This is a genomic window from Streptomyces sp. NPDC048389, from assembly GCF_040706335.1.
Classification (GTDB): Bacteria; Actinomycetota; Actinomycetes; order Streptomycetales; family Streptomycetaceae; genus Streptomyces.
This window is the reverse complement of the sequence record NZ_JBEZKP010000067.1, coordinates 1-21,099: the sequence shown is the minus strand read 5'-3', so window position 1 is coordinate 21,099 and position 21,099 is coordinate 1. Positions and strand designations below refer to the sequence as shown.

The 21,099-nt window shown below is 71.1% G+C and carries 29 protein-coding genes and 2 pseudogenes; 3 read left to right on the top strand and 28 right to left on the bottom strand.

The window, feature by feature from the left end:
* Positions 1–7: 7 nt before the first annotated feature.
* The 5 genes from AB0903_RS30400 to AB0903_RS30380 all read right to left on the bottom strand — a co-directional run bounded on the left by AB0903_RS30400 (position 8) and on the right by AB0903_RS30380 (position 1,574).
* Complete coding sequence (locus AB0903_RS30400; RefSeq protein WP_366707946.1) at positions 8–319, bottom strand: esterase; 312 nt, start codon at positions 317–319, stop codon at positions 8–10.
* Between the two features lie 104 nt (positions 320–423).
* Positions 424–636 carry a hypothetical protein gene (locus tag AB0903_RS30395; RefSeq protein ID WP_366707945.1) on the bottom strand — a complete coding sequence of 71 codons (213 nt, stop codon included), beginning with the start codon at positions 634–636 and terminating at the stop codon, positions 424–426.
* Positions 637–688: 52 nt separating this feature from the next.
* Positions 689–961, bottom strand: coding sequence for a hypothetical protein (locus tag AB0903_RS30390; RefSeq protein ID WP_366707944.1), 273 nt, complete (start codon positions 959–961; stop codon positions 689–691).
* Positions 962–996: 35 nt separating this feature from the next.
* Positions 997–1,164, bottom strand: coding sequence for a hypothetical protein (locus tag AB0903_RS30385; protein WP_366707943.1), 168 nt, complete (start codon positions 1,162–1,164; stop codon positions 997–999).
* A 53-nt stretch (positions 1,165–1,217) separates the two neighbouring features.
* Positions 1,218–1,574: a DUF317 domain-containing protein gene (locus tag AB0903_RS30380; RefSeq protein WP_366707942.1), complete on the bottom strand. Its 357-nt coding sequence runs from the start codon at positions 1,572–1,574 to the stop codon at positions 1,218–1,220.
* Positions 1,575–1,793: 219 nt separating this feature from the next.
* On the opposite strand from AB0903_RS30380, the gene AB0903_RS30375 reads away from it, so the two are divergent.
* Positions 1,794–2,060 (top strand): hypothetical protein, encoded by a 267-nt coding sequence (locus AB0903_RS30375; RefSeq protein WP_366707941.1) that lies wholly within the window; start codon positions 1,794–1,796, stop codon positions 2,058–2,060.
* A 4-nt stretch (positions 2,061–2,064) separates the two neighbouring features.
* Here the strand turns inward: AB0903_RS30375 and AB0903_RS30370 are convergent, their stop codons facing one another.
* From AB0903_RS30370 to AB0903_RS30265, 22 genes and pseudogenes are all read right to left on the bottom strand, one after another.
* Positions 2,065–2,553: a hypothetical protein gene (locus AB0903_RS30370; RefSeq protein ID WP_366707940.1), complete on the bottom strand. Its 489-nt coding sequence runs from the start codon at positions 2,551–2,553 to the stop codon at positions 2,065–2,067.
* Positions 2,554–2,587: 34 nt separating this feature from the next.
* On the bottom strand, positions 2,588–3,448 hold the full coding sequence (locus AB0903_RS30365; protein ID WP_366707939.1) for a DUF317 domain-containing protein: 861 nt from the start codon (positions 3,446–3,448) through the stop codon (positions 2,588–2,590).
* Positions 3,449–3,466: 18 nt separating this feature from the next.
* A complete protein-coding gene (locus AB0903_RS30360) occupies positions 3,467–4,318 on the bottom strand; it encodes a DUF317 domain-containing protein (RefSeq protein WP_366707938.1) in 852 nt (283 codons plus the stop codon).
* 118 nt (positions 4,319–4,436) lie between these two features.
* Complete coding sequence (locus AB0903_RS30355) at positions 4,437–5,270, bottom strand: winged helix-turn-helix transcriptional regulator (protein ID WP_366707937.1); 834 nt, start codon at positions 5,268–5,270, stop codon at positions 4,437–4,439.
* A gap of 52 nt (positions 5,271–5,322) precedes the next feature.
* Positions 5,323–5,865, bottom strand: coding sequence for a hypothetical protein (locus AB0903_RS30350; RefSeq protein WP_366707936.1), 543 nt, complete (start codon positions 5,863–5,865; stop codon positions 5,323–5,325).
* 415 nt (positions 5,866–6,280) lie between these two features.
* Positions 6,281–6,715 carry a hypothetical protein gene (locus tag AB0903_RS30345; protein ID WP_366707935.1) on the bottom strand — a complete coding sequence of 145 codons (435 nt, stop codon included), beginning with the start codon at positions 6,713–6,715 and terminating at the stop codon, positions 6,281–6,283.
* Positions 6,712–7,380 (bottom strand): hypothetical protein, encoded by a 669-nt coding sequence (locus AB0903_RS30340; protein WP_366707934.1) that lies wholly within the window; start codon positions 7,378–7,380, stop codon positions 6,712–6,714. Before AB0903_RS30340 ends, AB0903_RS30345 begins: the two co-directional genes overlap by 4 nt.
* Complete coding sequence (locus AB0903_RS30335) at positions 7,377–7,865, bottom strand: hypothetical protein (RefSeq protein WP_366707933.1); 489 nt, start codon at positions 7,863–7,865, stop codon at positions 7,377–7,379. The genes AB0903_RS30340 and AB0903_RS30335 overlap by 4 nt, the downstream gene beginning before the upstream one ends.
* The gene (locus AB0903_RS30330; RefSeq protein ID WP_366707932.1) at positions 7,862–8,629 is read right to left on the bottom strand and encodes a glycosyl hydrolase; all 768 of its coding nucleotides are present in this window, start codon (positions 8,627–8,629) and stop codon (positions 7,862–7,864) included. Before AB0903_RS30330 ends, AB0903_RS30335 begins: the two co-directional genes overlap by 4 nt.
* A complete protein-coding gene (locus AB0903_RS30325) occupies positions 8,626–9,216 on the bottom strand; it encodes a DUF4913 domain-containing protein (protein ID WP_366707931.1) in 591 nt (196 codons plus the stop codon). Before AB0903_RS30325 ends, AB0903_RS30330 begins: the two co-directional genes overlap by 4 nt.
* A gap of 153 nt (positions 9,217–9,369) precedes the next feature.
* Positions 9,370–9,507, bottom strand: a complete 138-nt coding sequence (locus AB0903_RS30320) for a hypothetical protein (protein WP_366707930.1) — start codon at positions 9,505–9,507, stop codon at positions 9,370–9,372.
* Positions 9,504–10,046: a hypothetical protein gene (locus AB0903_RS30315; protein WP_366707929.1), complete on the bottom strand. Its 543-nt coding sequence runs from the start codon at positions 10,044–10,046 to the stop codon at positions 9,504–9,506. Before AB0903_RS30315 ends, AB0903_RS30320 begins: the two co-directional genes overlap by 4 nt.
* A pseudogene (locus tag AB0903_RS30310) lies at positions 9,991–10,263 on the bottom strand (DNA cytosine methyltransferase); the annotation flags it as partial. The gene AB0903_RS30315 and the pseudogene AB0903_RS30310, both read right to left, overlap by 56 nt.
* Positions 10,264–10,384: 121 nt before the next feature.
* Positions 10,385–10,567: pseudogene (locus AB0903_RS30305) on the bottom strand (DNA methyltransferase); the annotation flags it as partial.
* Position 10,568: 1 nt separating this feature from the next.
* A complete protein-coding gene (locus tag AB0903_RS30300; RefSeq protein WP_366707928.1) occupies positions 10,569–11,159 on the bottom strand; it encodes a hypothetical protein in 591 nt (196 codons plus the stop codon).
* Positions 11,160–11,215: 56 nt separating this feature from the next.
* Positions 11,216–12,388: a DnaB-like helicase N-terminal domain-containing protein gene (locus AB0903_RS30295; RefSeq protein ID WP_366707927.1), complete on the bottom strand. Its 1,173-nt coding sequence runs from the start codon at positions 12,386–12,388 to the stop codon at positions 11,216–11,218.
* Positions 12,385–12,630 (bottom strand): hypothetical protein, encoded by a 246-nt coding sequence (locus AB0903_RS30290; RefSeq protein WP_366707926.1) that lies wholly within the window; start codon positions 12,628–12,630, stop codon positions 12,385–12,387. The genes AB0903_RS30295 and AB0903_RS30290 overlap by 4 nt, the downstream gene beginning before the upstream one ends.
* Positions 12,631–12,663: 33 nt before the next feature.
* Complete coding sequence (locus AB0903_RS30285; protein WP_366707925.1) at positions 12,664–13,587, bottom strand: hypothetical protein; 924 nt, start codon at positions 13,585–13,587, stop codon at positions 12,664–12,666.
* Positions 13,584–15,371, bottom strand: coding sequence for a TraM recognition domain-containing protein (locus AB0903_RS30280; protein WP_366707924.1), 1,788 nt, complete (start codon positions 15,369–15,371; stop codon positions 13,584–13,586). The genes AB0903_RS30285 and AB0903_RS30280 overlap by 4 nt, the downstream gene beginning before the upstream one ends.
* A gap of 107 nt (positions 15,372–15,478) precedes the next feature.
* Positions 15,479–15,751 (bottom strand): hypothetical protein, encoded by a 273-nt coding sequence (locus tag AB0903_RS30275; RefSeq protein WP_366707923.1) that lies wholly within the window; start codon positions 15,749–15,751, stop codon positions 15,479–15,481.
* 24 nt (positions 15,752–15,775) lie between these two features.
* The gene (locus AB0903_RS30270; RefSeq protein ID WP_366707922.1) at positions 15,776–16,156 is read right to left on the bottom strand and encodes a hypothetical protein; all 381 of its coding nucleotides are present in this window, start codon (positions 16,154–16,156) and stop codon (positions 15,776–15,778) included.
* A gap of 199 nt (positions 16,157–16,355) precedes the next feature.
* Positions 16,356–17,633 carry a hypothetical protein gene (locus tag AB0903_RS30265; protein WP_366707921.1) on the bottom strand — a complete coding sequence of 426 codons (1,278 nt, stop codon included), beginning with the start codon at positions 17,631–17,633 and terminating at the stop codon, positions 16,356–16,358.
* A 312-nt stretch (positions 17,634–17,945) separates the two neighbouring features.
* Here AB0903_RS30265 and AB0903_RS30260 point away from each other — a divergent pair, with 312 nt between their 5' ends.
* Positions 17,946–18,149: a hypothetical protein gene (locus AB0903_RS30260; RefSeq protein ID WP_366707920.1), complete on the top strand. Its 204-nt coding sequence runs from the start codon at positions 17,946–17,948 to the stop codon at positions 18,147–18,149.
* Positions 18,150–18,323: 174 nt separating this feature from the next.
* Here the strand turns inward: AB0903_RS30260 and AB0903_RS30255 are convergent, their stop codons facing one another.
* The gene (locus tag AB0903_RS30255) at positions 18,324–18,482 is read right to left on the bottom strand and encodes a hypothetical protein (RefSeq protein WP_366707963.1); all 159 of its coding nucleotides are present in this window, start codon (positions 18,480–18,482) and stop codon (positions 18,324–18,326) included.
* Positions 18,483–19,021: 539 nt separating this feature from the next.
* Here AB0903_RS30255 and ltrA point away from each other — a divergent pair.
* The gene (ltrA, locus tag AB0903_RS30250; protein ID WP_366707919.1) at positions 19,022–20,491 is read left to right on the top strand and encodes a group II intron reverse transcriptase/maturase; all 1,470 of its coding nucleotides are present in this window, start codon (positions 19,022–19,024) and stop codon (positions 20,489–20,491) included.
* The last annotated feature ends 608 nt before the right edge of the window (positions 20,492–21,099 follow it).

The following is a 21,099-nucleotide window of genomic DNA, read 5'->3' as shown; positions in this document are numbered from 1 at the left end:
GTCAGACCTAGGCGAGGCGATTGGAGAGGTTGAGGGCGGCGGTGGCCACTGCGAGGGCGGCGCAGAGGCCGCGTACCTCGTGGATGGTCGGGCGGACCAGATGCGGCCAGTTGTCGGGTGCGGCGGGCCAGGAGGCGAGATGGACCTCGGCGTTGGCCAGCCCGAGGTGGGCGGTGACGTCCCAGCCCGCCAGGGATGCGGGTTCCCAGTAGAGGCGGATGCGGCCGAGCGGGAGTCTGGGGGCGTCGGCAGGGAGCCAGGAGACGTCGAGCGGTCCGTTGGGAAGGGCGGAGACGCGGTGGACGAGTGCGCCGCGCACTCCGGACGGTATGGGCCGCAGAGCGAGGCCTTGCAGCGGGCGGGCGGCGAAAGGGTGGGGTCGCGGTGAGATGGGAACCTCCTGCCGGGATCAGTGCGCCGGGGTCAGGCCCAGGCGAGGGCGTCGCGGACCGCTCGCGGGAGGTAGCCCTCCTGACCGTCGTCGGCGATGAACGCGACGCCGTCGCGCACGACGACGTCGGTGCCGAGATAGTGCGTGAAGGGCCAGTCGGGGTTAATGGCCAGGCGGACTGGTAGGTCGGGGTCGAGGTTCTGAAGCTGGTGGAGCAGGTGGCCGACGGTCAGGTAGTGGGGCACGGGAACCTCCGAGCGTGAGATGGGTGGGTGAAGTGGTGCCGGAGGTGGAGCGTCAGCGGGCGTCGAGGCGGAGCAGGTCGCGCAAGACCTTCGGGCCGGTCGGGTTCGGCTTGGGGTGGCTCGCGAGGTGCCGCCTGCGGCACTCGTTGACGTAGCCCTTGCCGGGGTTCTTCATCTGCCAGTCGCCGCACGAGCAGATGGTCTGGGTGTAGGCGCGGCCGGTGCAGCCGGGGTGAAGCGGCTTGCCGGAGCTGGTGTGCTTGTGCTCGGCTGGGCAGTCGGTGTCGTCGGCGTGGTGGTTGGTCAGCGGTGCGCGGTGTTGCAAGAGGTCTCTCCTGGTGTGGGGCATGCTTGCCGGGATCAGGGGGTGCGGAGTTGTCGCTTCTCGGCGTGCCGTTGCGCGCGGCGGCGCAGGACCTTCGCCTTCGATCCGGTGGTGGAGGGGTAGAGGTAGCAAGTGCAGCCTCTCCGGGTGTAGCGGCAGGCCCGGCGGAAGTTGGGGCGGGCGGCGCTGAGCATGCGTGCCACGATGACTCCTTCGCGAGTTTGGGCCGGGCGACGGTGCGGCGGTCTGGCCGTCGCTACTTAGCGGTACGGGGACATGCGGCGACGAGCGCGGCGAGGAATCCGGCCACGGCCTCGGAGGGGGTGTCGAGGCCGAACTCCTGGACCCAGGGCTCGGCGTCGGCGGGGATGACCCGGATCTGCCAGACGATGCCGCGCTTCCAGGCGGCGGTGTCCTCGGGGAGCCAGCCGACGTAGACGCGGCCGTCCGGGCTGGTGCAGTGCACGTTGGCCTCCGGGGTGTCGACGATCGCCCAGCCGAGTGCGCCGAGCAGTTCGAGCACTGGGCTCGCGCAGTGGTCGCTGGAGAGCCAGGCGCGTTCCTCCACGGCGGGGCGGACGACAGCGGGCAGGAGGGTGCTGGAGGCGTTCACGGTGGACGGTCCCTTCGTTGACCTGCGGTTTTACCGACATCCGTACGTTGACATGCGGTGTGCCGAAGTACGTAGTCGTTTCCGGGAAGGTGCTGTCTGCCGTGGGCGAACTGGCCTCCGAGGGTGAGGGACCGGCGGGTCGGGGAATGGATCGGCGCGGCCGGTTGTCGTAACTGGGTTATGGCGCAGGGCCGTACGGAACCGGAGGGGGGAGCAGGGGTGGCGGAGTCGAGCAGGCACTGGGACGGTGCCGGGCTGGAGCGCAAGATCCGCAGTGCCGGGAGGCCGTGGACGGTGGGCGACATCGCGATGGTGGCCGACGGCCAGTGGGCTGTGGGCACTCGGGCCGAGGGGCAGCGTGACGGGGAGGCCGTGGTGGAGCACCGGATCGCGGACGGGCGGCGCGTCGAGCTGACGGTGGAGGAGTTGGCCCGCTCGGTGGGCTCCCGGTTCGGGGACGCCCACCGCGACGAAGACGCGGAGTAACCGGTTAGCGGCGTGGCCCGGTCGCGGCCACCGTCGGGCCGACAGCGGCCGACGGGGCGGGCTGGTCCGGTGGTTGGCCCAGGGCGCGTGGTGCGTGCGCGGAGCGGGCGACAGCGGCCTGGGCGAGGCGGAGCGCCGGTGCCCGGTCCGCGGTCACGGAGGCTTCGCGGGCCTCGATAACGTGGCTGATCGCCTGCAAGGCCGTGCGGCTCTCGGCCTGCGCGACCCGCAGGGCCACCGCCGAGCTGGTGATCCGGTCCAGGTCGTAGAAGGCCGGCACATGGCCGGACCGGGTGAGGGCGTGCAAGCGGTCCTGGTGGACGGCGACCGCGTTGTTCGAGACGACGAGGCTCGATCGGATATGCATCGCCGAGCGTAGGAGCGGGTCCTCGACGGGGCGGCGGACCGCGAGGGTTTCCAGCGCGTCGATGGGGCGGCCCCAGGCTTTCTCGATCATCGCGTCAGCCTGGTTGAGGGCAGTGGCGTCGGACACGGGTGGCTCCGGAGGATGAGAAGGGGAACGGTGGTCAGCGGCTGTGCCCTGGGTGCGGGACCTGCGGAGCCGACGGCGGGCGCGGTGCCGGGATGAACGGCCGCGCGCCGACAGGCGAGGACGCCACGGTGGAACGGGAGTTGGCAGCCTGGGCGCGGCGGACGTCCAGGGGAGTCGGCACCGGAGGCTTGATCGGGGTAGCCGTTGCCTGCGGCGGAAGGCGGCGCAGGTCGCCGCCGCAGCGGATGACCGGTGCTGGGTCGGTGAGCGCGGTGTTCATCGCAGCGACCAGGCCCTCCGGAGTGAAGGAGGAGGCAGTGGCGTACCACTGGTTCCCGGGCGGTCCAGCCAGCATGAGCCAACGCTCTTGATGGCCCGTCATCTCTGCGGCGTGGTCCAGGCGGGTCCGGCGCAGGTGGACCTCGGCCAGGCCGTCCGGGGACTCGAAGGAGACGTCGGCCGCGCCGTAGCGGTGGCTCCAGCCTGCTGCCGCCAGCGGAGTGCCGACGTCGAGTGCCGCCAAGTCGCTGTTGCCGTAGTAGAGGTAGGAGTCGGGGCCCTCGGTGTAGGCAGCGGCGAGCGCGGTGGTGAAACCCTGGACTATCTCGGTCGGGGTGCTGTCCTGGTACGTGACCAGCCAGCGAGGCATCGCGAAGGGATCGGAGTACGCCGTGATCTTCCACAGCGCGTCGTCGTCGCCTTCGGGCAGGTAGCCCAGGCGGACCGTCTGGTCCGGTGCGTTGACATACACGTTGCCCATCTCGTCGTGATTCAGTTTCCAGCCCACGTCGAGGAGGGGCTGGAGGGCGGGATCGCCGGTGAAGGTCGATCCGGCCAGGTATCGCGGGGTGACGTGGTACTCGCGCCACCGCTCGTCGTTCAGGTCGTACGGCACGGCTCCTCCAGGGCGTGGTCAGCGACGGCGCGAGGGGCCGGGCGCGGGCAGGCCAGCGGCGGCCGAGGCAATGGGTGGAGTCGCTCCGGCCTGCGATGTGTTGGGCGTGCGGGCGAGCGCGGCCGACCGGCGCGGGTCGGCGCTCGCGCCGACGGGCGAGACGGTGACGTACGGAAGATTCCGCTCGGGGATGCCCGACAGTGGACGCTCGACGGGCTCGGTGCTGCTGAAGGCGAGCACGGCCTCCCGCACCAGGTAGAGCGGGGTGGCGCTGGTGAAGTCGGCGTGCCAGCGTTCGCCGTTGACGTGGTCCACGCAGCCGTACATCGTCCACTGCGCCGGCCCTTCGCCCTCCAACTCCATGTAGTCGTCGAGGTGGCCCTTGCGCAGACCGAAATAGGCGTGCCCGTCCGGGGAACGTTGGTAGAGGTACATGGCGGTGTCGTCGGTCTGCCACCCGCGGTCGGCCAATGCCCCGGCGGGGCTGCTGGGCCGGTGGTGAGGGCCGGCGTGCAGGAAGTCGCGATGGTCGCTGGGCAGGCCCTCAGCGAGAGCGGTGGTGAAAGCAGAGGTGATCTCGGCCGGGGTGTTCCTACTGAAGCTGGCCCACCAGAGAGGTGTGCCGAGCGGCTCGCGGCACTGGGTGGCCTTCCATCCGCCGTACCGGCTCTCGGGCAGGTAGGCCACCTGTGCGTCCTGGCGCGGGCTGGTGAACATCAGGCCGGTGGCGGTGGTCGCCTTGCCCCAGCCCCGGGCGTCGCACAGGGCGTCGTAGACGGCGGCGGTGTCGCCTCGCCCGGCGAGATAGACGGGACGGACCAGCAGATCGGTGTCGGGCGCGAGGTCGCCCGGAGGAGAGGTCGCAATCACGAGAACGGCTCCTGAAGGAGGTGGGGAACGGGCCCGCGCGCACCGGGAGCGGACTGCTCGGCTGCACGCGGGCACGAGGGCGGCGGTGACGCGGATCTGGTGCTGGATGCCATGCGGATCACCGGCCCAGAGACGGGGCGGACCGGGCAGTGACGGCCGCCGGCACCCGCGGTTGTGGCTGCGGAGCGTGGCTGAACAGGGAGCTTGGCGCGGCGGTGCTCCGCCGCAGGGCCGCTGCGGTACGGATGCCGTCCGACCCCAGCGGGATGCCGGTGTGGGTACGGGTGGCCGCGACCGGTGCAGCGGCGGGACGCGGTGAGGCGACGGGGTTGCTCCAGCGCTCGACGGCTGCGTAGACCGGGCCCAGCGCCCGCCCCGCGTCGGTCAGGACGTAGGGGGCGCCGTGGCGCGGTCCGGTGCGAGTGACCAGGCCGTCGAGCTGAAGCCGGATCAGCCGCTGCCGGGTGAAGCTGCTCTCGAGCCCGGCCTGTTCGGCGATGTGGACGAACCGCGCGGGCCCGCCCGCGGCGAGGACCTGGATCACGGCGGTCGAGTGGCGAAGGTGCAGACGGCGCACGGCGTCCTCGACGCGCTCGGCACCGGCCACCTTGCCGAGCGACAGGTGCGCCTGGGACCAGTCGGACAGCGCCCGGTGCACCGAGGACAGTGAGTTGCCGAACCCGCTGAGCTGGTACGGGGCACCGTGGCGATCACCGGCTCGGGTCACCAGCCCGTCAGCGTGCATCTGAGCCAGCCGCTTGCCGACGAACTGCTCGCTGACGAAGGGGAGCCGGGCGGCGACATCACGCACACGCATGGGGCCGCCCTGCTGGGCCAGGGTCTGCGCCGACCAGTTGGTCCACTTCGGCGCTATCAGAGAAAGCGCGTCCTCGACGCGCTGCGCGTCGACGGAGCCGATCTGGGAGGTTGCGGGCTGTACAAGGGTGGACATGGCGGTAACTCCGTTATGGCGAAGGGCGAATCGGGGGGCGGCGGGGCGCGGATCAGTGAGGGTCGCGCTCGGCGCGAAGACGCTGGAGCACCGTGCCGAGGCGGCGGTTGCTGACGTGGATGCCTCGGTCGCGCAGGCCCTGGCGCAGGGCTTCGCGGTTGAGCCGGGGCAGACGGGCGGCGACCTGGCGGGCGATGGCCATGAGGTCCTCATCGCCCGGCGCGGGTCCGGTTCGCCGGGCCGAAGGCCGGCGGGCGGCAGGCTGGTCCAGCAGGAGGCGGACGTCCAGCAGGTCCCACACCGCCTCGGCTTCCGACTGCTCCTGGCGTTCGAGGTCCACGACTTCGGCCGCGTACCGCAGCACGAGGTCGTCGAGGGCGTGCCCGCCGGAGCGGCAGCGCTGCCAGGCCGCGTCGAGGTTGCGGCGGGCGGCACGGGCATGGGCGTTCGTCTCGGCCAGACCGCCGAGCCGCCGCAGCACGATCGGCAGAACGGGATCGCCTGAACCGCCATGCGCGCCGTCGCGCTGGAGGTCCTCCAGCGGGCGGCCGTACCGGTGCTCGATCAGGTGGCGGGTGTAGATCGCGGTGGACATGGGGGACGTCCTTTCCGGGGGGAATCAGCGGGAACGGGAAGGCTTGGTGGCCGCGCTTGTTGCGGGTGCGACAGCTGGATCGGCGACGACGCCGGAGATCGGCGCAGTGTTGCTGCGGCTGAGGGCGGCGGATATCCGCGGCGTGGCCGTACGTGCATCTCGAAGGGCCGCCTCTCCCTGCGGCGTGAGCGAGAGGAGCTGTCCAGGCCGGTACAGTCCCTCGCTGGTGTCCTGGTCCAATAGCCCGTCGGCGACCAGCCGCTGGACGGTTTCGGGCCAGACCTCTGGGTTGGGGCGTTGGCCCCGCCCGTCGGAGAGATAGATGTAGCCGTAGGCCCCGCTCCGGTGGAATCGAAGCCCGCCCGCCTCCACGGCTTCAAGGGCTCGGAGCCGGCGACCACCCGAGATGGCCCAGTCATCGTCCCGCCCCGGCGCCTGCTCCGGGCCCAGGCTCTGGCGCGGTGCCTTCGAGGCCAGCGCGGCGTCGGACTCGGGCAGAAGGCGGTGGTACGGACACGGCCCGGGTCAGTTGCTCGTAAGCCGCACCCCGGCGGGCAACGAGCAGCTCGATCTGCGGCCCCGTAGTGGGCAGGATGCCGTACCAGCCGCGCATGTCGGCGTGATCGCCCCGCCCGATGGGCTCAAGAAGCTCGATCGCGGACTGGGCGGCGCGGGTCAGTTCGCCGTGCAACTCGTCGACATCGCGAGCGGCTTCGGCGACCATCCTGCCGACGAGGTGCAGCGGGTCACGGGGCGGATGATCGTCGCTCAGCGCCCAGGGGTCCTCGACACCGAACTTTTCGGCGACCAAGTGCGCGCCGGGCCGCTTCGCCATGTCATGGGGGTTCATTCGGCCGCCTCCATCCGGGCGAGCAGGGAGCGCACCAGGGTGGGCAGGCTGTCGGGGCCCTCACCGATCCAGACGTGGTCGGTCGCCTCGCCGAGGACGTACGCGGCGTCTTCGAGCAGGCCGCTGGAGATCTCCATGCAGGCGTCGGTGATCCGGGAGGCGGCGAGGAGGGACTGCGAGAGCACCTCGACGTAGTCGCCGGGGCTGAGGCCGGCAGCCTCAGCGGCGGTGCGGATGGCGGCCAGTTCCAGCGCGCTGAACGCGAAGTCGAACTCGTCGGCCTGCTCCGCAGGTGAGGGCACGGTGACCGCCGGGTCCGGCGGCTCGGCGGGGATGCCGACGTGCGTGCAGATCTGGTCCACGGAGGCGGTCAGCTCGGCGAGGGACTCGGTGAGCCAGCCGAGCGCGGAAGCGTAGGACGCCAGGGTGAACAGACCGGCGGGGGTGGAGGGAAGCGGCTCCTCGACGACGAACCCTTCGAGACGGTCGTTCAACTCGCAGACCACACGGGGGCCGGCGGACAGCGCGCCGAGGACGGGATGCAGATAGGAGCGGCTGGCGGAGGTGGGGTACTCGGTCGTCAGGACCCCGGAGACGCTCTGTGCGGCGTCGGTGAGTAGCCCGGCCAGTTCGGTGCGGGCCAGGGGCGTACGGTCGGCGGTCATCGCTGCGGGGCCTTTCGGGAGGCGGCGGGCGCGGTGGGGCTGACTGCCGCCGGTGCGGTGGCCGCGAGGGACGCGGTCTGGTCGACCGCGTGGGGGGATCGGGATCGGGCCGCCTGGACTCGTGCTTCGGCCGCCGGGTCCGTGTCGGCGGACCCGTTGAGGCCCGAGCGGTTGGTGCGGAGCTGGGCCGTGCGGTAGACCGCGTAGTCCTCTCGGGCACCGGCCGCGACGAGGTAGATCTCCCGCTTGTGGGTCGAGGTGGGCGGGGCCGGGCGGAACTGGATGACCATCCGGTAGGAGACTGCCGGGTCGACGTAGACCTTGTGGAAGCCTGCGAGGCGGCCGTTCAGCGGCAGGCAGTCGTCGCTGCCGTGGACCAGATTCTGCAGCTCCAGCAGCGCCAGGTCGCGGACTTCGGCAGGGAGTTCGCGCAGGTCCGCGATGGCATCCGGGTGCGCGGCGAAGGCGAAGCGGGCGCGGCTCACATCGGCCTCCCAGGGCTCGGGCGCTGGGCCGTTCCTGCCGACGGCGCATTGCCCGTGTCGAGGCCGGCTTTCGGGATCACGGAGGCACCCGCTGACCGGGTGAGGGCGGCGCGGGTCAGCCGGGCGGCGGCCTCACCGCGGTAATCCGGTGGCTGGGGCAGCGGACTGCTGCGGTCTTCCAGCCAGTGCCGGGCGGCGGCCTCATCGGCGAAGGCGCCCTCGCGCATCGTGTACGTGTGGGCGTCGTGGTTCCCCTCTTCGAGGAAGACACGAATCGGTGCCTGAGCGGCGCTGGAGTCACGGGTCAACGTCCACGTCTCGCACGGGGCGAAGTCCGAGGTCCAGCTGTCGAGGACCTTGTAGCGAGAGCCTGACTCCCGGATCTGCTGCTCGATCCAGAGGGTGAGATCGTCGGTGGGCTTCAGGGAGTCCCCGCCAGCCTGGGCGATCTGTTCGGGCGGGCAGCCATGGTCGATCAGCCAGTTCTGGGCGAAGGCCAGACCGGCGTGGTTCGCGGTCTCGAAGGTGAACGTGCGCTCGCGCAGGTCCCGAGTGATCTTGATGGCAACAAGCTGTGGTTCGCCGGGGACGCCCCAGGTCACCGACCCGTCGTGGGCGACGAGGTAGCTGCGCGACCCGTTCGGGGTGGTGTGGTGCTCGGCCAGCACGGTCAGGTCTCCGGCCCTGAGACTGCTCTCGGCGAGTTCGGAGACGGTGTCGGCGGGCTCGAAGTCGTCGAGGTGGAAGTCGAGTTCGGTGGTCACTGGGTGGCTCCCGCCAACTCGGGTGCGGGGGTGGCCAGCACGCGGTGGTTGGGCCGGGTCGGGCTCGTCGTGCATGCGGCGAACGGGCCGTCGGGGGCACGGAGATGAACCAGGGCCTGGTCAAGGTGGTCGCGGTGCCACGTCGAGGGACCGGCCAGGCCGGCCTCGGCGTCAGTGAGCTGCTGCCACGCGAGCCAGAGCGCGTGCAGCCGGGCCACAGCCTCGGGATGCTCGTGCCACTGGTCGCACCACGGCCGGGTGGTGCTGATCTCCCGTCCGTAGACGGGCAGGAACAGGTAGTTCACCCAGTCGCTGAGCGCGGCCAGTTCGACGGCGTACGCCTCGCCGCCCAAGGCGAGGATGAACACCGAGGCCGGGACGTCGGCCTTGTCGGCGTCGGCCGTGTCTGCGGTGGGGGTGTCGTCGGTGGGCTGAGGGGTGGAGACGGGCTCGGAGCCGAGGCGGTCGAGGATGACACCGTGCTGGCGTACCTCCGACATGGTCTTGGCGAGGGTGCTCGCGAGATCGTCGAGATCGCCGTCGGGAACGCGGAACGGCTCGGGGGCGGTCTTGCTGGGGTCGGACATGGCGGATCCAAGGGAGTGAGCGAGCAGGGCGGGGGCGAAGTGCGGCGCGCTCTTCTGGAGGTCACGGCGGTGCTCCGTTCGCGGGTCGGCATGGGCAAGAGGATGCGGAGATTCCGCGATTTGGTCCGGCCGGGGAAAGGCGGTAATGCAGCGCTACGGCGCGGTGCAGCGGGGGCAGCGGGGGAAGGCCGGAGCCAGCAACTGCACGGCGCGGGTGGCCTGTTGGGGGACCACGCCGTTGCCGAGCGCGGTGAGCTGAGCCGGTCGGCCGAGCCCCGGAGTGGCGGTCACCCAGCCAGGAGCCAGGCCCTGCATCCACTCCACGAAGTCGGCGCGCAGGCGTCCGCCAGCATCGGTGGGCGGCGGCGCGGGACGGGTGAGGTTCTCCCATCGGGCGATGGCGGAGGCGTACGCTCCCCATCGCCCGTCGCTTCCTCGGCTCCCGGGGCCGCCTCCGCCCACAGCGGCAGGACCACCGCCGACAGGGGCGGGCGCCAGCCCTTGCCCGGACGGCGGCCAGGAGTGCCGGTGTCGCTCGCCCTCGGGGTGGGCAGCAGCGATGCTGCCGCGCTCGGCAGCGTCATGTCCCCGTTGCCGTGCCGCTGGTTCGGCGAGCCCTTGACCCCGTCCGACGCCTTCGGCGTGGGCAGCAGCCACTCCACCTCGTCGGCCAGGTTCGGGCCGTGGCCGCCGCTCTTCCTCTTCGACGGGTGCTGGGAGCCGCCGTTCTTGCCGATGTTGCTCGTCGGGGTCTTGAGCAGGGTGTTCGGCGGGCCAGGCGGTGAGGAAGGTCCGCTCGCGACGATGCGGGGCTCCGACGTCGGAGGCACGAAGCACGAGCCACCTCGCGTCGTACCGGAGATCGGCCAGGGAGCCGAGTACGGCACCAAGTGCCCGCACAGGAGGCTGGGTTGGGTCGTCTCCCAGACACCACGGGCAGAATTCCACGTCGCCAGGGGAACCGGCGGGCGAGGTGAGGAGTCCGCGGACATTCTCGATCACCACCAAGCAGGGGCGGAGGGCTTCGACCGCACGGGCGACGTGCAGCCACAGCCCCGAGCGGGTGTGGGGGTTGAGTCCGGCCCGGCGGCCGGCGACGGAGACGTCTTTGACAAGGGAAACCGGCCGTCAGGACACACACCCGAGGCACATCGGCCCAGTTGACGGCGGTGATGTCCTGCAGATTGGGCACGCCGGGCCAGTGCCGGGCCAGGATGCGCGCGGCGTCGGGGTTGATCTCGGCGTGCCAGGCCAGGGTGCCGCCGAGGGCGGCCTGGACCCCGAGGTCCAGACCGCCGTACCCCGAGCAGAGCGAGCCGATCAACGGCGGTCGCGCGGTGGTGTTCTCCATGTCACCGGCCCCGTGCGAGTCGGTCTGAGGAGGACGCCACCGCCGTGGTGACGCCGGATGGTAGCTGCCCCATAGCGGGCACGGCGGTCGTGGACCGGCTGCGGGCAGCCTGGAGCCGAACGGACGGGGGAGAGACCGTTGCCGATGCGGAGTACAGGGAGTTGGCCCCGCCGTGCAGGGCCGCGTCGGCGGTGGCGAGTGCGTCCTCCATCACCCGTACGGCTGCCTCCCGGGCATCCCTGGCGTCGGGCTGGTCGCGCAGACTCTCGGTCTGGTTCAGGAAGGCGAGCTGGTGAGCCACCGCTCCCAGAGCGGAAGCCGCTTCGCCTGCGGGCTCGACGGCGGCGCCGAAGCTGGTGATCACCCGAGCGGTGTGGGGCGCCTGGCCCTGGTCGGCGGCACGGAAGAGGACCTCGTCGCCCAAGTCGGTGATCAGCTTTCCGAGTTCGGAGATCTGGCGTGCGACGGCGACGGCGACAGCATCGGGTGAGCGGTGGGGGTCTCCGGGCACCGGCAGCTTGCCGCGCTGGGCGTCGAAGGCGGAGGCCGTGGCGCGCAGGGCCAGGGCGTCGGAGATGGGGGAGTTGTCCACGGTGCGTTCCAGAGATGAGGACAGCCAGATGGGCTGGGTTGGTGGGTGAGGACGGTTCAGCCGTGGGTGCGCGAGGGCGGTCGCGCGGCTGATGGCGTGGAGGCAGGGCCTGGGCGCTCCGAGGCCCGTGCGGCCGGCAGCGGTGTGCTGCGGGCGAGGGCGGCGTGGACCCGCGCCGTCGGGGGCCCCTCGGTCGGCGACGCGGGGGGCGGCGGCGCCGGAGCGGCGTGGCCGTTCGCGGTCTGCCAGCGGGCGCGCACTTCGTCGAGCGGCCCGAGCGCGTGCAGGGCGTGGCTGATGAGCCGCCCGGGGGCCAGAGTCTCGTTCTCGGCCAGGGCGCGGATGACGCGGGCGGAGGTGGCGGCCGTGCGGGCGACGGAGGAGCGCATGACCTGCTCGCCGAGCCACTCGGCGCTGCCGGGGCCGACGCCGTCGCAGATGGCGGTGAGCTGTTCGGCGGTCAGCGTGCCGTCGGCCAGCAGACCGCGCCGCTGGGCTTCCCACAGCACGGTGATCCGGTCGATGGGCTCGCCGCGGTGGTGCAGTGCGCCCAGGCAGCGGTAGAGCTGGCCGTGGGCGGGGTCGGCGAAGTCGCCCGGTCGCAGCCAGCCGACGACCTCGTCCATCGACTTCGGCCGCTCGACCAGGACCGCCAGCAGGAACGGCTCGTCCTCGGCGACCCGGTCCGCCCGTACCGGCGGCGGCGCGACGGGTGCTGTGGAGGGCGGCGTGGCCGGGGCGACAGGGCTCGGTTCGGACCCCCAGCGGCGCGCGAGGTCCCCGAGTACCCCGGCCAGGACGTCCGCATGGTGCAGCGCTCCCTCCACCTGGCCCTGGAGGGCGTCGGCACGGGCTGCCTGGTGGAGGCGGATCGCGTGCTCGGTCACGCTGCGATGGATCGCTCCCTCCAGCACCATCCGGCCGTACACCGGGGCATGCTCGGGGCGCGGGCAGGCCGAAATCAGGATGTGGGCGTATACCGCGGTCAGCCCCCGGACGTGGTGGCTGGCCTCGTCGACCGCGTCGGTCACCCAGGACAGCGGCACCGGTTCCTTGGTCCCCAGGGCGGGGTGGCCGTCGGTCCGGAGCTTGCGCAGGGCGGCGAACAGCGCCTGGTGGACCGGCCGGTAGAAGTGATCCGGCGCGAGCCAGTCGAGGTGCGCGAGCTGGCCGGGGTCGAGCAGCACCGAGCCGAGCACCGCCTGCTCGGCACTCAGCAGCGGGTTCATCGCTGCCGCCCGGGGTGGGGAGTCGGCGGATCAGTCTGCTGGGAGCGGAGATCGGCGATGGCCTGGTCGGCGGCGGCCATCGCGGCGGCGAAGCGGTCCAGCTCGCCGGTGAACGTCGGATCGGTGGCGAGGATCGAGCCGGAACCGGCGACCAGCCACCACTGGCCGCCGCGCCGGACGACCGGTGACCGGGCGAGGCGTTCGGAGCGCGCCAGAGGGGAGGATGGAGTGCGCGAGGACACGAGGGGACTCCTGAACAGGTAGAGGGGGGAGAGTCAGGCCGTGAGGTCGACGTCGGCCTGGACGGGGGCGCCGGAGCGGCAGGACCAGGGCGAGCAGCCGTCCGGATCGCCGTTCTCCAGTTCGGCGTCCGCGAGCGCGTCGAAGATGTCGCCCTGACGTCCGGACCACTCGTGGGCGGTGACCCGGTCGATCGGTGCCTGGTCCAGAGGCCGGCGACTGCGGTGCAGATACGCCTGGCCGAGCAGCGGCGTGCCCTCCGCGGTCGCCCGGGCGTTGCCCGAACGGATCGCGGCATCGAACTCCACGACGTCGCGCCACTCCTGGGGCGAGCTGTCGCGCAGTGATCGCCACTGGGCGTTGCCGTGGTACGGGCACCCCAGGCACGCACTCTTCGGGGTCTGGCCGAACCCGCGCGAGCGCAGCAGCCGCAGGCAGTCCGAGCGGGAGAACCCGGTCTCGATCAGCGGGAACCGGTTCTTCATGTAGGCGACGTCCGCGTCCTTCGCCCGGGTGAACTCGTCCACCGATATGCCGATCCACTGCTCGACGTGGACCCCGGCGGGGATACGCTGCGGGTAGGGGTAGCCGAGCAGCTCGCGGACCTTCTCTTTTATCGGCCGGATTTTGTACTGGCCGGTGCACTGGCGTCGTGACATCCCCTCGCTGCCAGTGGAGTTGAGGATGTGCAACGGCATCGAGGCGAAGTGCTTGGAGGGGTCAAGCGCATCGGATCGGATGTTGCCGGAGGACACCCGCAGGACCGGGATGCCGGCGGGTTCGGCGATCTCCCGCTCGATCCGGTCGAGATGGTCGTAGACGGCGCGGGGCTCCCAGCCTGTGTCCGCGAAGATCGCCACGTCCAGGCCGGGCAGATGGCCCTCGGCGGCCATGAGCAGCAGACATGTCGACTGGACCCCGGCACCGAGCGAGAGCACCTTGAGCGTCGGGGCGCTCATGCCGACAGCCCGAAGTCGTCGCGGCCCAGGGACTTGGCGATGGCCCGCTCGGTGATGGCCTTCGTCGCGCGGGCCGAGGCCGGACCGACCACCTTGGCGGCGGGCTCCTTGTACCAGGGCCGCAGGTCGAGCATCGCCACTCGGATACCGGTGGCGAGCAGCAGCGCCTTGCCCTTGGGGAGCGCGCGGATCGCGTCGGGGGGCAGGATCCGTTCGGTGCGCATGCTCACCGAGGTGGACTTGCCGCTGTCGCTGGTCGACACCGACGTCGTCTGCACGTCGTGGTCACCGACCTGCCTGCTCAGACGGTCGGCGAAGTCGGCGTCGTCGATGCCACTTCCGATGATCTTGATCGTGGCGGCGGACCAGAGTGCGTCCATGCCTGCCTCGCCCCAGCACCGCTGCCCCTGCCGGTAGGACTGCAGGATCGTCATCGGGATCACGCCCCGTGAGCCCAGGTGGCTGTACAGGTCGGGGAGATCGGAGATTTTGCACACGTTGGCGGCCTCGTCGAGGACGCACAGGGCAGGCGGGTCGAGCCGCCCGCCGGAGCGCTCGGCGACGACCACGGCCGCGCGCATCACCGCATCGGCTGCCGCGGCGATGATCGCCGATGCCGAGCCGCCGCCATCCTTGCTGAGCAGGTACAACGTGTCGCGGGAGGTGGCGAACGCGGAGGGCTTGAACTCGGGAAGGTGCTTGCTGGGGGTGACCCAGGCGGCGACGTCCGGGTCGAGCAGGCAGCTCGCGTACTGCCGCGCGGTCTCATAGATGCCGTCCCGCGTTTCCGTGGCCCCGCTGACGGTGCCCTGGAGCTGGGCGGCGACCGCGTCGTGGCCGGCATCGGTGAGCAGGTCCACCGGAGTGCGGTCAGCAGGGGAGGCGAGCCAGGCCAGGACATCGGTGATCGGGCGGCGGTGGCTTGCGGCGGCCAGGAACAGCGCGCCCAGCGTGTTGCTCGCGGCGGTGGACCAGAAGTCGGAGCCGCTCGACTCGTCCACCGAAGCGGCGACGAAGTGCCCGGCCAAACGTTTCGCCCCGGCCAGGTCGCGGGCGTCGGCCAGGATGTCCCACCACATCTCGCGCGGGTGGTGGGCGATCTGCTGCGGGTCGAGCGTCCAGATCGTGCCGACCCTGGCACGTGCGTCCACCGTCGCGGTGAAGGCATCGTTCGCCGCCTTGTTGGAAGTCAGCAGCACCGGGCCGGGAGCGGCGAGGATCGCAGGGATCGCCAGCCCGGACGTCTTGCCGGAGCGCGGGGCCATGATCGCGACGATCACGTCCTCCCAGGAGGCGCGGACCTCGGCCCGGCCCGGGGAGAGCGTGCCGACGAGGATCCCGCGGTCGGCGGGAGCGACCTCCTTCGGCTTGAGATCGGACAGGCTCGGCCGCAGGCTCCTCGCCTTGGCGGTGATCTCCTTGTCCAGCAGCGGGGCGAGATCTGCCTTGCGGGCGAGGCCGTTCTTCGCGCCACCGCGCAGCCGCAGCCACAGGACCAAGCCGGTGATAGTGAGGCAGACGGAGAGCAGGCCGGGAACGAGCCGTGCGCCGACCAGCAGGGCGGTGGGACTCAGGTGCGGCCACAGCGCGTCGGGGTGCAGCAGCGCGTCGGTGGCCTTGAACGGCACCCAGGGGCCGGCGCCGACGAGGGCGCTGGTGAGGTTGCCGGTCAGCCAGGCGAGGGAGCCGAAGGCGATGGCGGCACCGAGGACGCCGAACAGGAGGTAGAGGAGCGCGTCGGTGCCGGTGGTGGTCGAGGGCGCGCTGGTACGCGGGGCGGGCATGGCGGATCCAAGGAGGGAGAGCGGACGAGGCGTGGGGCGGGGCGCGCGGCGCTCTTCTGCTGGTCATCGGGGCAGTTCCTGTTCCGGGAAGGGGGCGGTGGTCGAGGTCATCGGGTGCGCGGCGACCGGGGCGGCGGCGCGGTGGCCGGTGGTTCGGACATCGCGCCGGCGGAGGGCGTGGCCCGCCGGGTGGCAGCGTGCGGGGAGGAGGCGCGGGCGGCTCGCTGCCGGTCCGCTCCCGGGTTCTGGGCGGCGGACGGTTTGGTGTCTGCGACCGCGTCGTTGCCGAGGGCGTCGCTGAGCAGTTCCCGGGTCCGCAGGACAGGCACTTCGTCGCGGTACTTGGGGTCGCTGAGTTCCGCAGGACACGCGGCGACCATGTCCTCGGCGACCTCCAGCTCCTCCTAGACGTCCCGCAACAGGCGGGTGGCCGCGGCCAGCCGTGTCCACGTCTCGAAGGCCGGGTTGTGGTGCGGGTCCTCGAAGGTCAGGCGAGCTCGGGTCCAGTCGGCGGCTGCAGCCACGAGTTCGGTCAGCTGCGGGAGGGCCCCGACCAGGGCTCCGTTGACCTCCTCGATGATTCCGGCGACCTCATGGGGAGTCGCTGTCTCGGTGAGCCGGGCGATCATCCCCGAGACGGAGTACGGGTCGGCAGAGGGGTGGGGCAGGTGTCGGACCTGCAGGGGCGTGTCGGATCCGGACGCCTCGACGCCGTGGGCGAGCCGGATGTTGTGCTGCATCGCGGCGCCGATGGCATCGCCGATGCTCGGGTAGAACTCGGGCACTGTTTCCTCCTCGGTCGTGGTGTTGGATCGGCGCCGAGTAGGTGGGGAGAACGCGCAGTGCGTGCTCCCCACCTGGATGGATAGGCCCCTCGGCCCTTGGCCGGTCTGATGGCGGACGCGCTGGCCAGAGCGTCGGTGGCTCGCATGAGGTAGGTGCGCGCCAGCCCGACGGAGGGAGTACGGGAGGAGAGCATCGGGATCACCGGATTCGAGGACTGGGGACCTGCGGCGGACGTAGGGCTGTACCGACCCCCGGAGACGGAGCGCCGAGCGCCGAAGACGCCTTGGCCTTGTCCGCCGCGGGCGACGTGGCGAGAGCCGCGCTTCGGGAGTCAGACAGCGCGGAGGACTGCGTCTGCGCCTCGGCGTGGTCCTGCTGCGCGTCGCCGACACGGTGCAATTCGTGTCCCGCTTCGGTGAGTTCTGATTGCGCTGCGCTGACGAACTCCGCAGCGAAGCCGAACCGGTCGGCGAGCGCATACGCCTCGTCGTCGAGGTCGGTGATCTGCTCGCCTGCCGTCTCCAGCGCTTCCCGGACGCGTTCCAGAACGCCGTGCTCGGGATGAAGGAGGTGATCGACCGCCTGCTCAAGGCCGGCACCGTTCTCGGCGGCCCTGATCTGGTCGGTCAGCCGCAGGACTTCGGCTCCGGCGGTGTAGAGCCCGAGAGGGTTGGCCGGGGTAGTCAACCGGCTGGTGTCGAGGTCGGGGTCCAGGTCGACGCTGTACCGGGCGGCGCGGAGCATCTCGGCTGCGTGGGTGGCGATGGCGGCGCGGTCGGCCTGCGGGGTGGTGGTCGGCAGGCGGTGGCGTCGGCCGTACCAGTCCTCGATCTGCTGGAAACCGGCGTGCTTGAGGAGCGTGGCGGACAAGTCGTCGCTGGCGCCCTTCGCCGAGACGCTGCCGCTGGGCTCGGTGTTGATGGTGATGTAGGGGGAAGGCACGTGGGTCTCCGGGGCGCGGGGTGTTGGGCGTGGGGCCGGGGGCAGGTGGCCGAGTTCGGTGGCGATGCGGTGGCACTCGGTCTGCAGGTGGAAGGCGTCGCGGTAGGCGTGGTGGACGCCGCCGTCCTCGCGGGCGAGGGTGGCCACGACGTGCACTAGGCGGGCCTGGTTGCGCACGGCGATCCACCGGCAGGCGTCCGGATCGCCGTCCGGGGCGATGCTGGTGGCCGCCACCACCCGGCGGGCCACCTCGGCCCACTGCGAGTCGGTCAGGTCGGGGTGCCGGGGATCGGAGCGGACCGAGCAGACCCACACCGGCCGCTCGGGCGCGCGGGCTCCGAGGCGCTCGACGGGTGCGTCGAGGGTGTGGGCCAGGTACGCCAGCGCGTCGGGCTGGGCGAGCATCTCGATCGGGGCGCCGTGGCCGTCCCCGGCGATCAGGCGGGGGTTGGTGTGGTTGCCGCGCTCGCCCGGCCCGTACAGATACGTGAGCAGACCGGCGGTGTGGCTGGCGCGCTGCAGGTGGGCGATCACGGCGTCTACCTCGAAGGGGAGTGGCGAACGGGAGCCCGGGTGGCCGGGCCGTCAGGGAGAGAGGATCCGCAGAATCCGCGATTTGGCCCGACCGGAGATGGCTGGTAGACGCCCCGAGTCACCCCGGCTCGTCGAGGCCGTGGTCGTAGGCGAAGTCCGCGCACGCGGAGCGGGCGAAGTACGCGTCGTTGTGCAGCCGGGCCCAGCGGCCGTCCTGGCGGATGACGGTGGCGACGATGTCGAGTCCGTGGGCCTGGTTGCGCAGGGCGGCCCAACCGGCAGGCGGCCGGGTCGTCGGCAGGCTCGATGCCGGTGGCGTCGAGGACCTCGCGCGTCAGCTCGAACCAGTCGTCGTCGAGTTCCACGCCGGTGGTGTTGCGGATCGTGCAGTGCCAGGTGAGCCGCTGGGACGCGGTGTGTCCGGTCCGCGGTTTCCGCAAAGCCAGGGGCTCGTCGAGCAGCAGCGCCAGGTACGGCAGGACGACGGTGTCCTGGGCGGTCAACTCCGGCGACTAGGCCGTGAGCAGGTAGGGCGCGAAGTCAGGCTCGCTGCGGTGGAGGTCTGCGAGCAGATCGGTGGTGCTCTCGGTGCGCCGCACATCGCAGCGCAGGGGGTACTCGGGCATGGGGTATCCGCATCACTGGCAGGGAGAGGGAGCCGGTGCCCCGCCGTGGCGGGGCACCGGGCGGTCAGAAGTGGGGGTTCTCGGTGGGCCGGTCGGCTACGGTGGCCGCCTCGAGCAGCTCGGTCAGGTCGCCGGGCTCGGAGGAGCGCTGGTCGATCCACCACCCGGCGCGGGGTGCGCCGTGAGGCGCTTGTTGTTCCGAATGGAGGTGCAAGACCTTCATCTCCGGACCGTCGCAGCGGTCTGGTGAAGCTGAGGGCAGCCTGACTCGGGAGGTGCCGGGGAGGGTGGGAAGCAGCCCTGACAAAGCCGGGATGGGCTGGCACTGCCAGACAGCCCAGGTCCGGCGAGCGAGACGGGAAGGTGTACGCGAGGAACCAGTGCTTGAACCCTCGTTAGGTGGAGCCGGCTCGAAACCTGGTGGATCTGGGCCGGCGTTGGGGTGCGCTGTCATCTAGATCGTGGAGATGACGCCCGCCCGGCGCGAAGCCATCGCGACCGGGCAGCCCGCGCGGAAGAACTGCGGCGTACGCGCGGGGGCCTCCGGGGCAAAGCTGGGCACCTAACCCGTCGATCGGCAGCAAGTGAACACGGGAACCGCACCGGTTCTCCCGCCAGCAGTCCGCATCCAGCGGAAGGCGGGATAGGCCCACCGTCGGCTGACGGACCGGATGCGGGGCGGAGCCGCCGTAGTAGTCGGAGGCCGGGAAAGCCGGTCACAGGGCGAAGGGCGGCAGCGAGTCGAGCAGCGGAAGGATTGTCATGCCAGAAGACGCGCCGGTGAACATCGGCGCCATGCTGTTGAGCCCGTTTCGGGCCCAGCGGCGGGTACTGGAGATTCAGACGAAACTGCACCATTGGGCGGTGGCCGATCGTGGTCGCCGGTTCGGTGATCTGCTCAACCTCGTGGTGGACCCGGCCTTCCTCGCGGTGGCGTGGGAACGGGTCCGGGAGAACAAGGGCGCACGCAGCGCGGGAGTGGACGGTCGCACCGTCCACGGGATCGAGCGCAGCGCGCACGGCGCGGCAGGACTGCTGGAGGAACTACGGGCAGATGTGAAAGCCCGTACGTTCTGGCCGCTTCCGGTCAAGGAGCGGTTGATCCCCAAGGCGAACGGGAAGCTCCGTCGCCTGGGTATCCCCACGGTCCGAGATCGCGTCGTGCAGGCGGCCTTGAAGCTGGTACTGGAACCGATCCTGGAGGCCGACTTCCAGCCGTGCAGCTACGGATTCCGCCCGGAACGTCGGGCCCAGGACGCGATCGAGGAGATCCGCAACTACGCCACGAACCCTCGCAGCTACACCTGGGTGTTCGAGGGCGACATCGCGGCCTGCTTCGACGAGATCGACCACACCGCTCTGATGGAGCTGGTGCGGCGACGCATCGCGGACAGGCGCGTACTGGGCCTGATTAAGGCGTTCCTCAAGGCGGGTCTGCTGGACGAGATGGACGTCATCCGGGACACATCCACCGGCACTCCTCAGGGCGGCATCCTCTCGCCGCTGCTGGCCAACGTCGCCCTGTCAGTTCTCGATGAGCACTTCACCGCGCTCTGGCAGGCACACGGAAGCAACGCATCCCGCACCCGTTTCCGTCAGCGCGGAGGCGCGACCTACCGGCTGGTCCGGTACGCCGACGACTTCGTGGTGATGGTGAAGGGCACCCGGGAACAGGCACTGAGTCTGTTCGACGAGGTGGGCGGGGTCTTGAGACGGGTCGGGCTTCGGCTCGCGCCGGACAAGACACATGTGGTGCACATCGACGAGGGGTTCGACTTCCTCGGGTTCCGTGTCCAACGGCACCAGCAATGGGGAAGCGACCGGCATTTGATCTACAGCTACCCGTCACGGAAGTCGCGCGCGACGGTCAAGCGCAAGGTCAAGGAGGCCACACGACACATCCCGAACCAGACCGCGGACGAACTGTTCCGGCAACTGAACAGAATCACCCGCGGATGGGCCCTCTACTTCCGGCACGGTGCCTCCAAGGCAGCCTTCCAGGACCTCGACCACTTCCTGTGGTGGCGGACCCTGGCCTGGCTGGTGAAGAAGCATCCGAAGCGAAGCAAGAAGTGGATCCTTCGGCGCTACTACCCCGGTGGGAAGTGGTGGCCGGAGGCGGACGGAGTGGAGATCAGACCTCCAGGCTGGACAGCGATCACTCGCTACCGGTACCGAGGCAACACGATCCTCACCCCGTGGGCCCTGCGACTGGAGACCGGCATCAGCTGATGCGGGACTCGTGGAGAGCCGGATGCGGGGAGACTCGCACGTCCGGTTCGGGCGAGCGGCCGAGGGAGACGGACTGGTGGCGACGCCAGCACCGCGCCCTCGGCCGACTCCACTGATAGCGCGAGCCGTCGCCTCGATCTCCTCCCACTCCGCCTCGCTGGTCTCGCCTTCGAGGACCAGAGCGGTGTAGGCGGCAGCCAGGACCTGGTGGCGGCAGCGCACGCCCCACGCGACGGCGCGCTCGCGGCCTTCGAGGGGCGGCATCCGGTACTGCTCCGACCAGGCATCGGACTCGGCCTGCTCTTCGGCGCGCTTGGCCTCCAGCCAGGCGGCCTTGTCCTGCTCGTCGCCCTCCTTCGCGGCCCGCCAGCAATCAGAGCACTCCTGCTTGGCGAGCCACTCGGCGAAGCCCGCGCGACGGTCGGCCGCCCGGTCGGACAGGTCTCGCTCGGCCTGGTCCCCACAGGAATGGGTGATCTGCCAAATGGTCTTCACGGCCATGGGAACTGCTCCTTACTGACTTCGGCTCGTTAGGGTGACGCTGGATCGTCGAGGGCCAGGCCGGTTCCGGCTATGAAGCCGTCGAGGGTGTCCGGCCGGTACTGAAG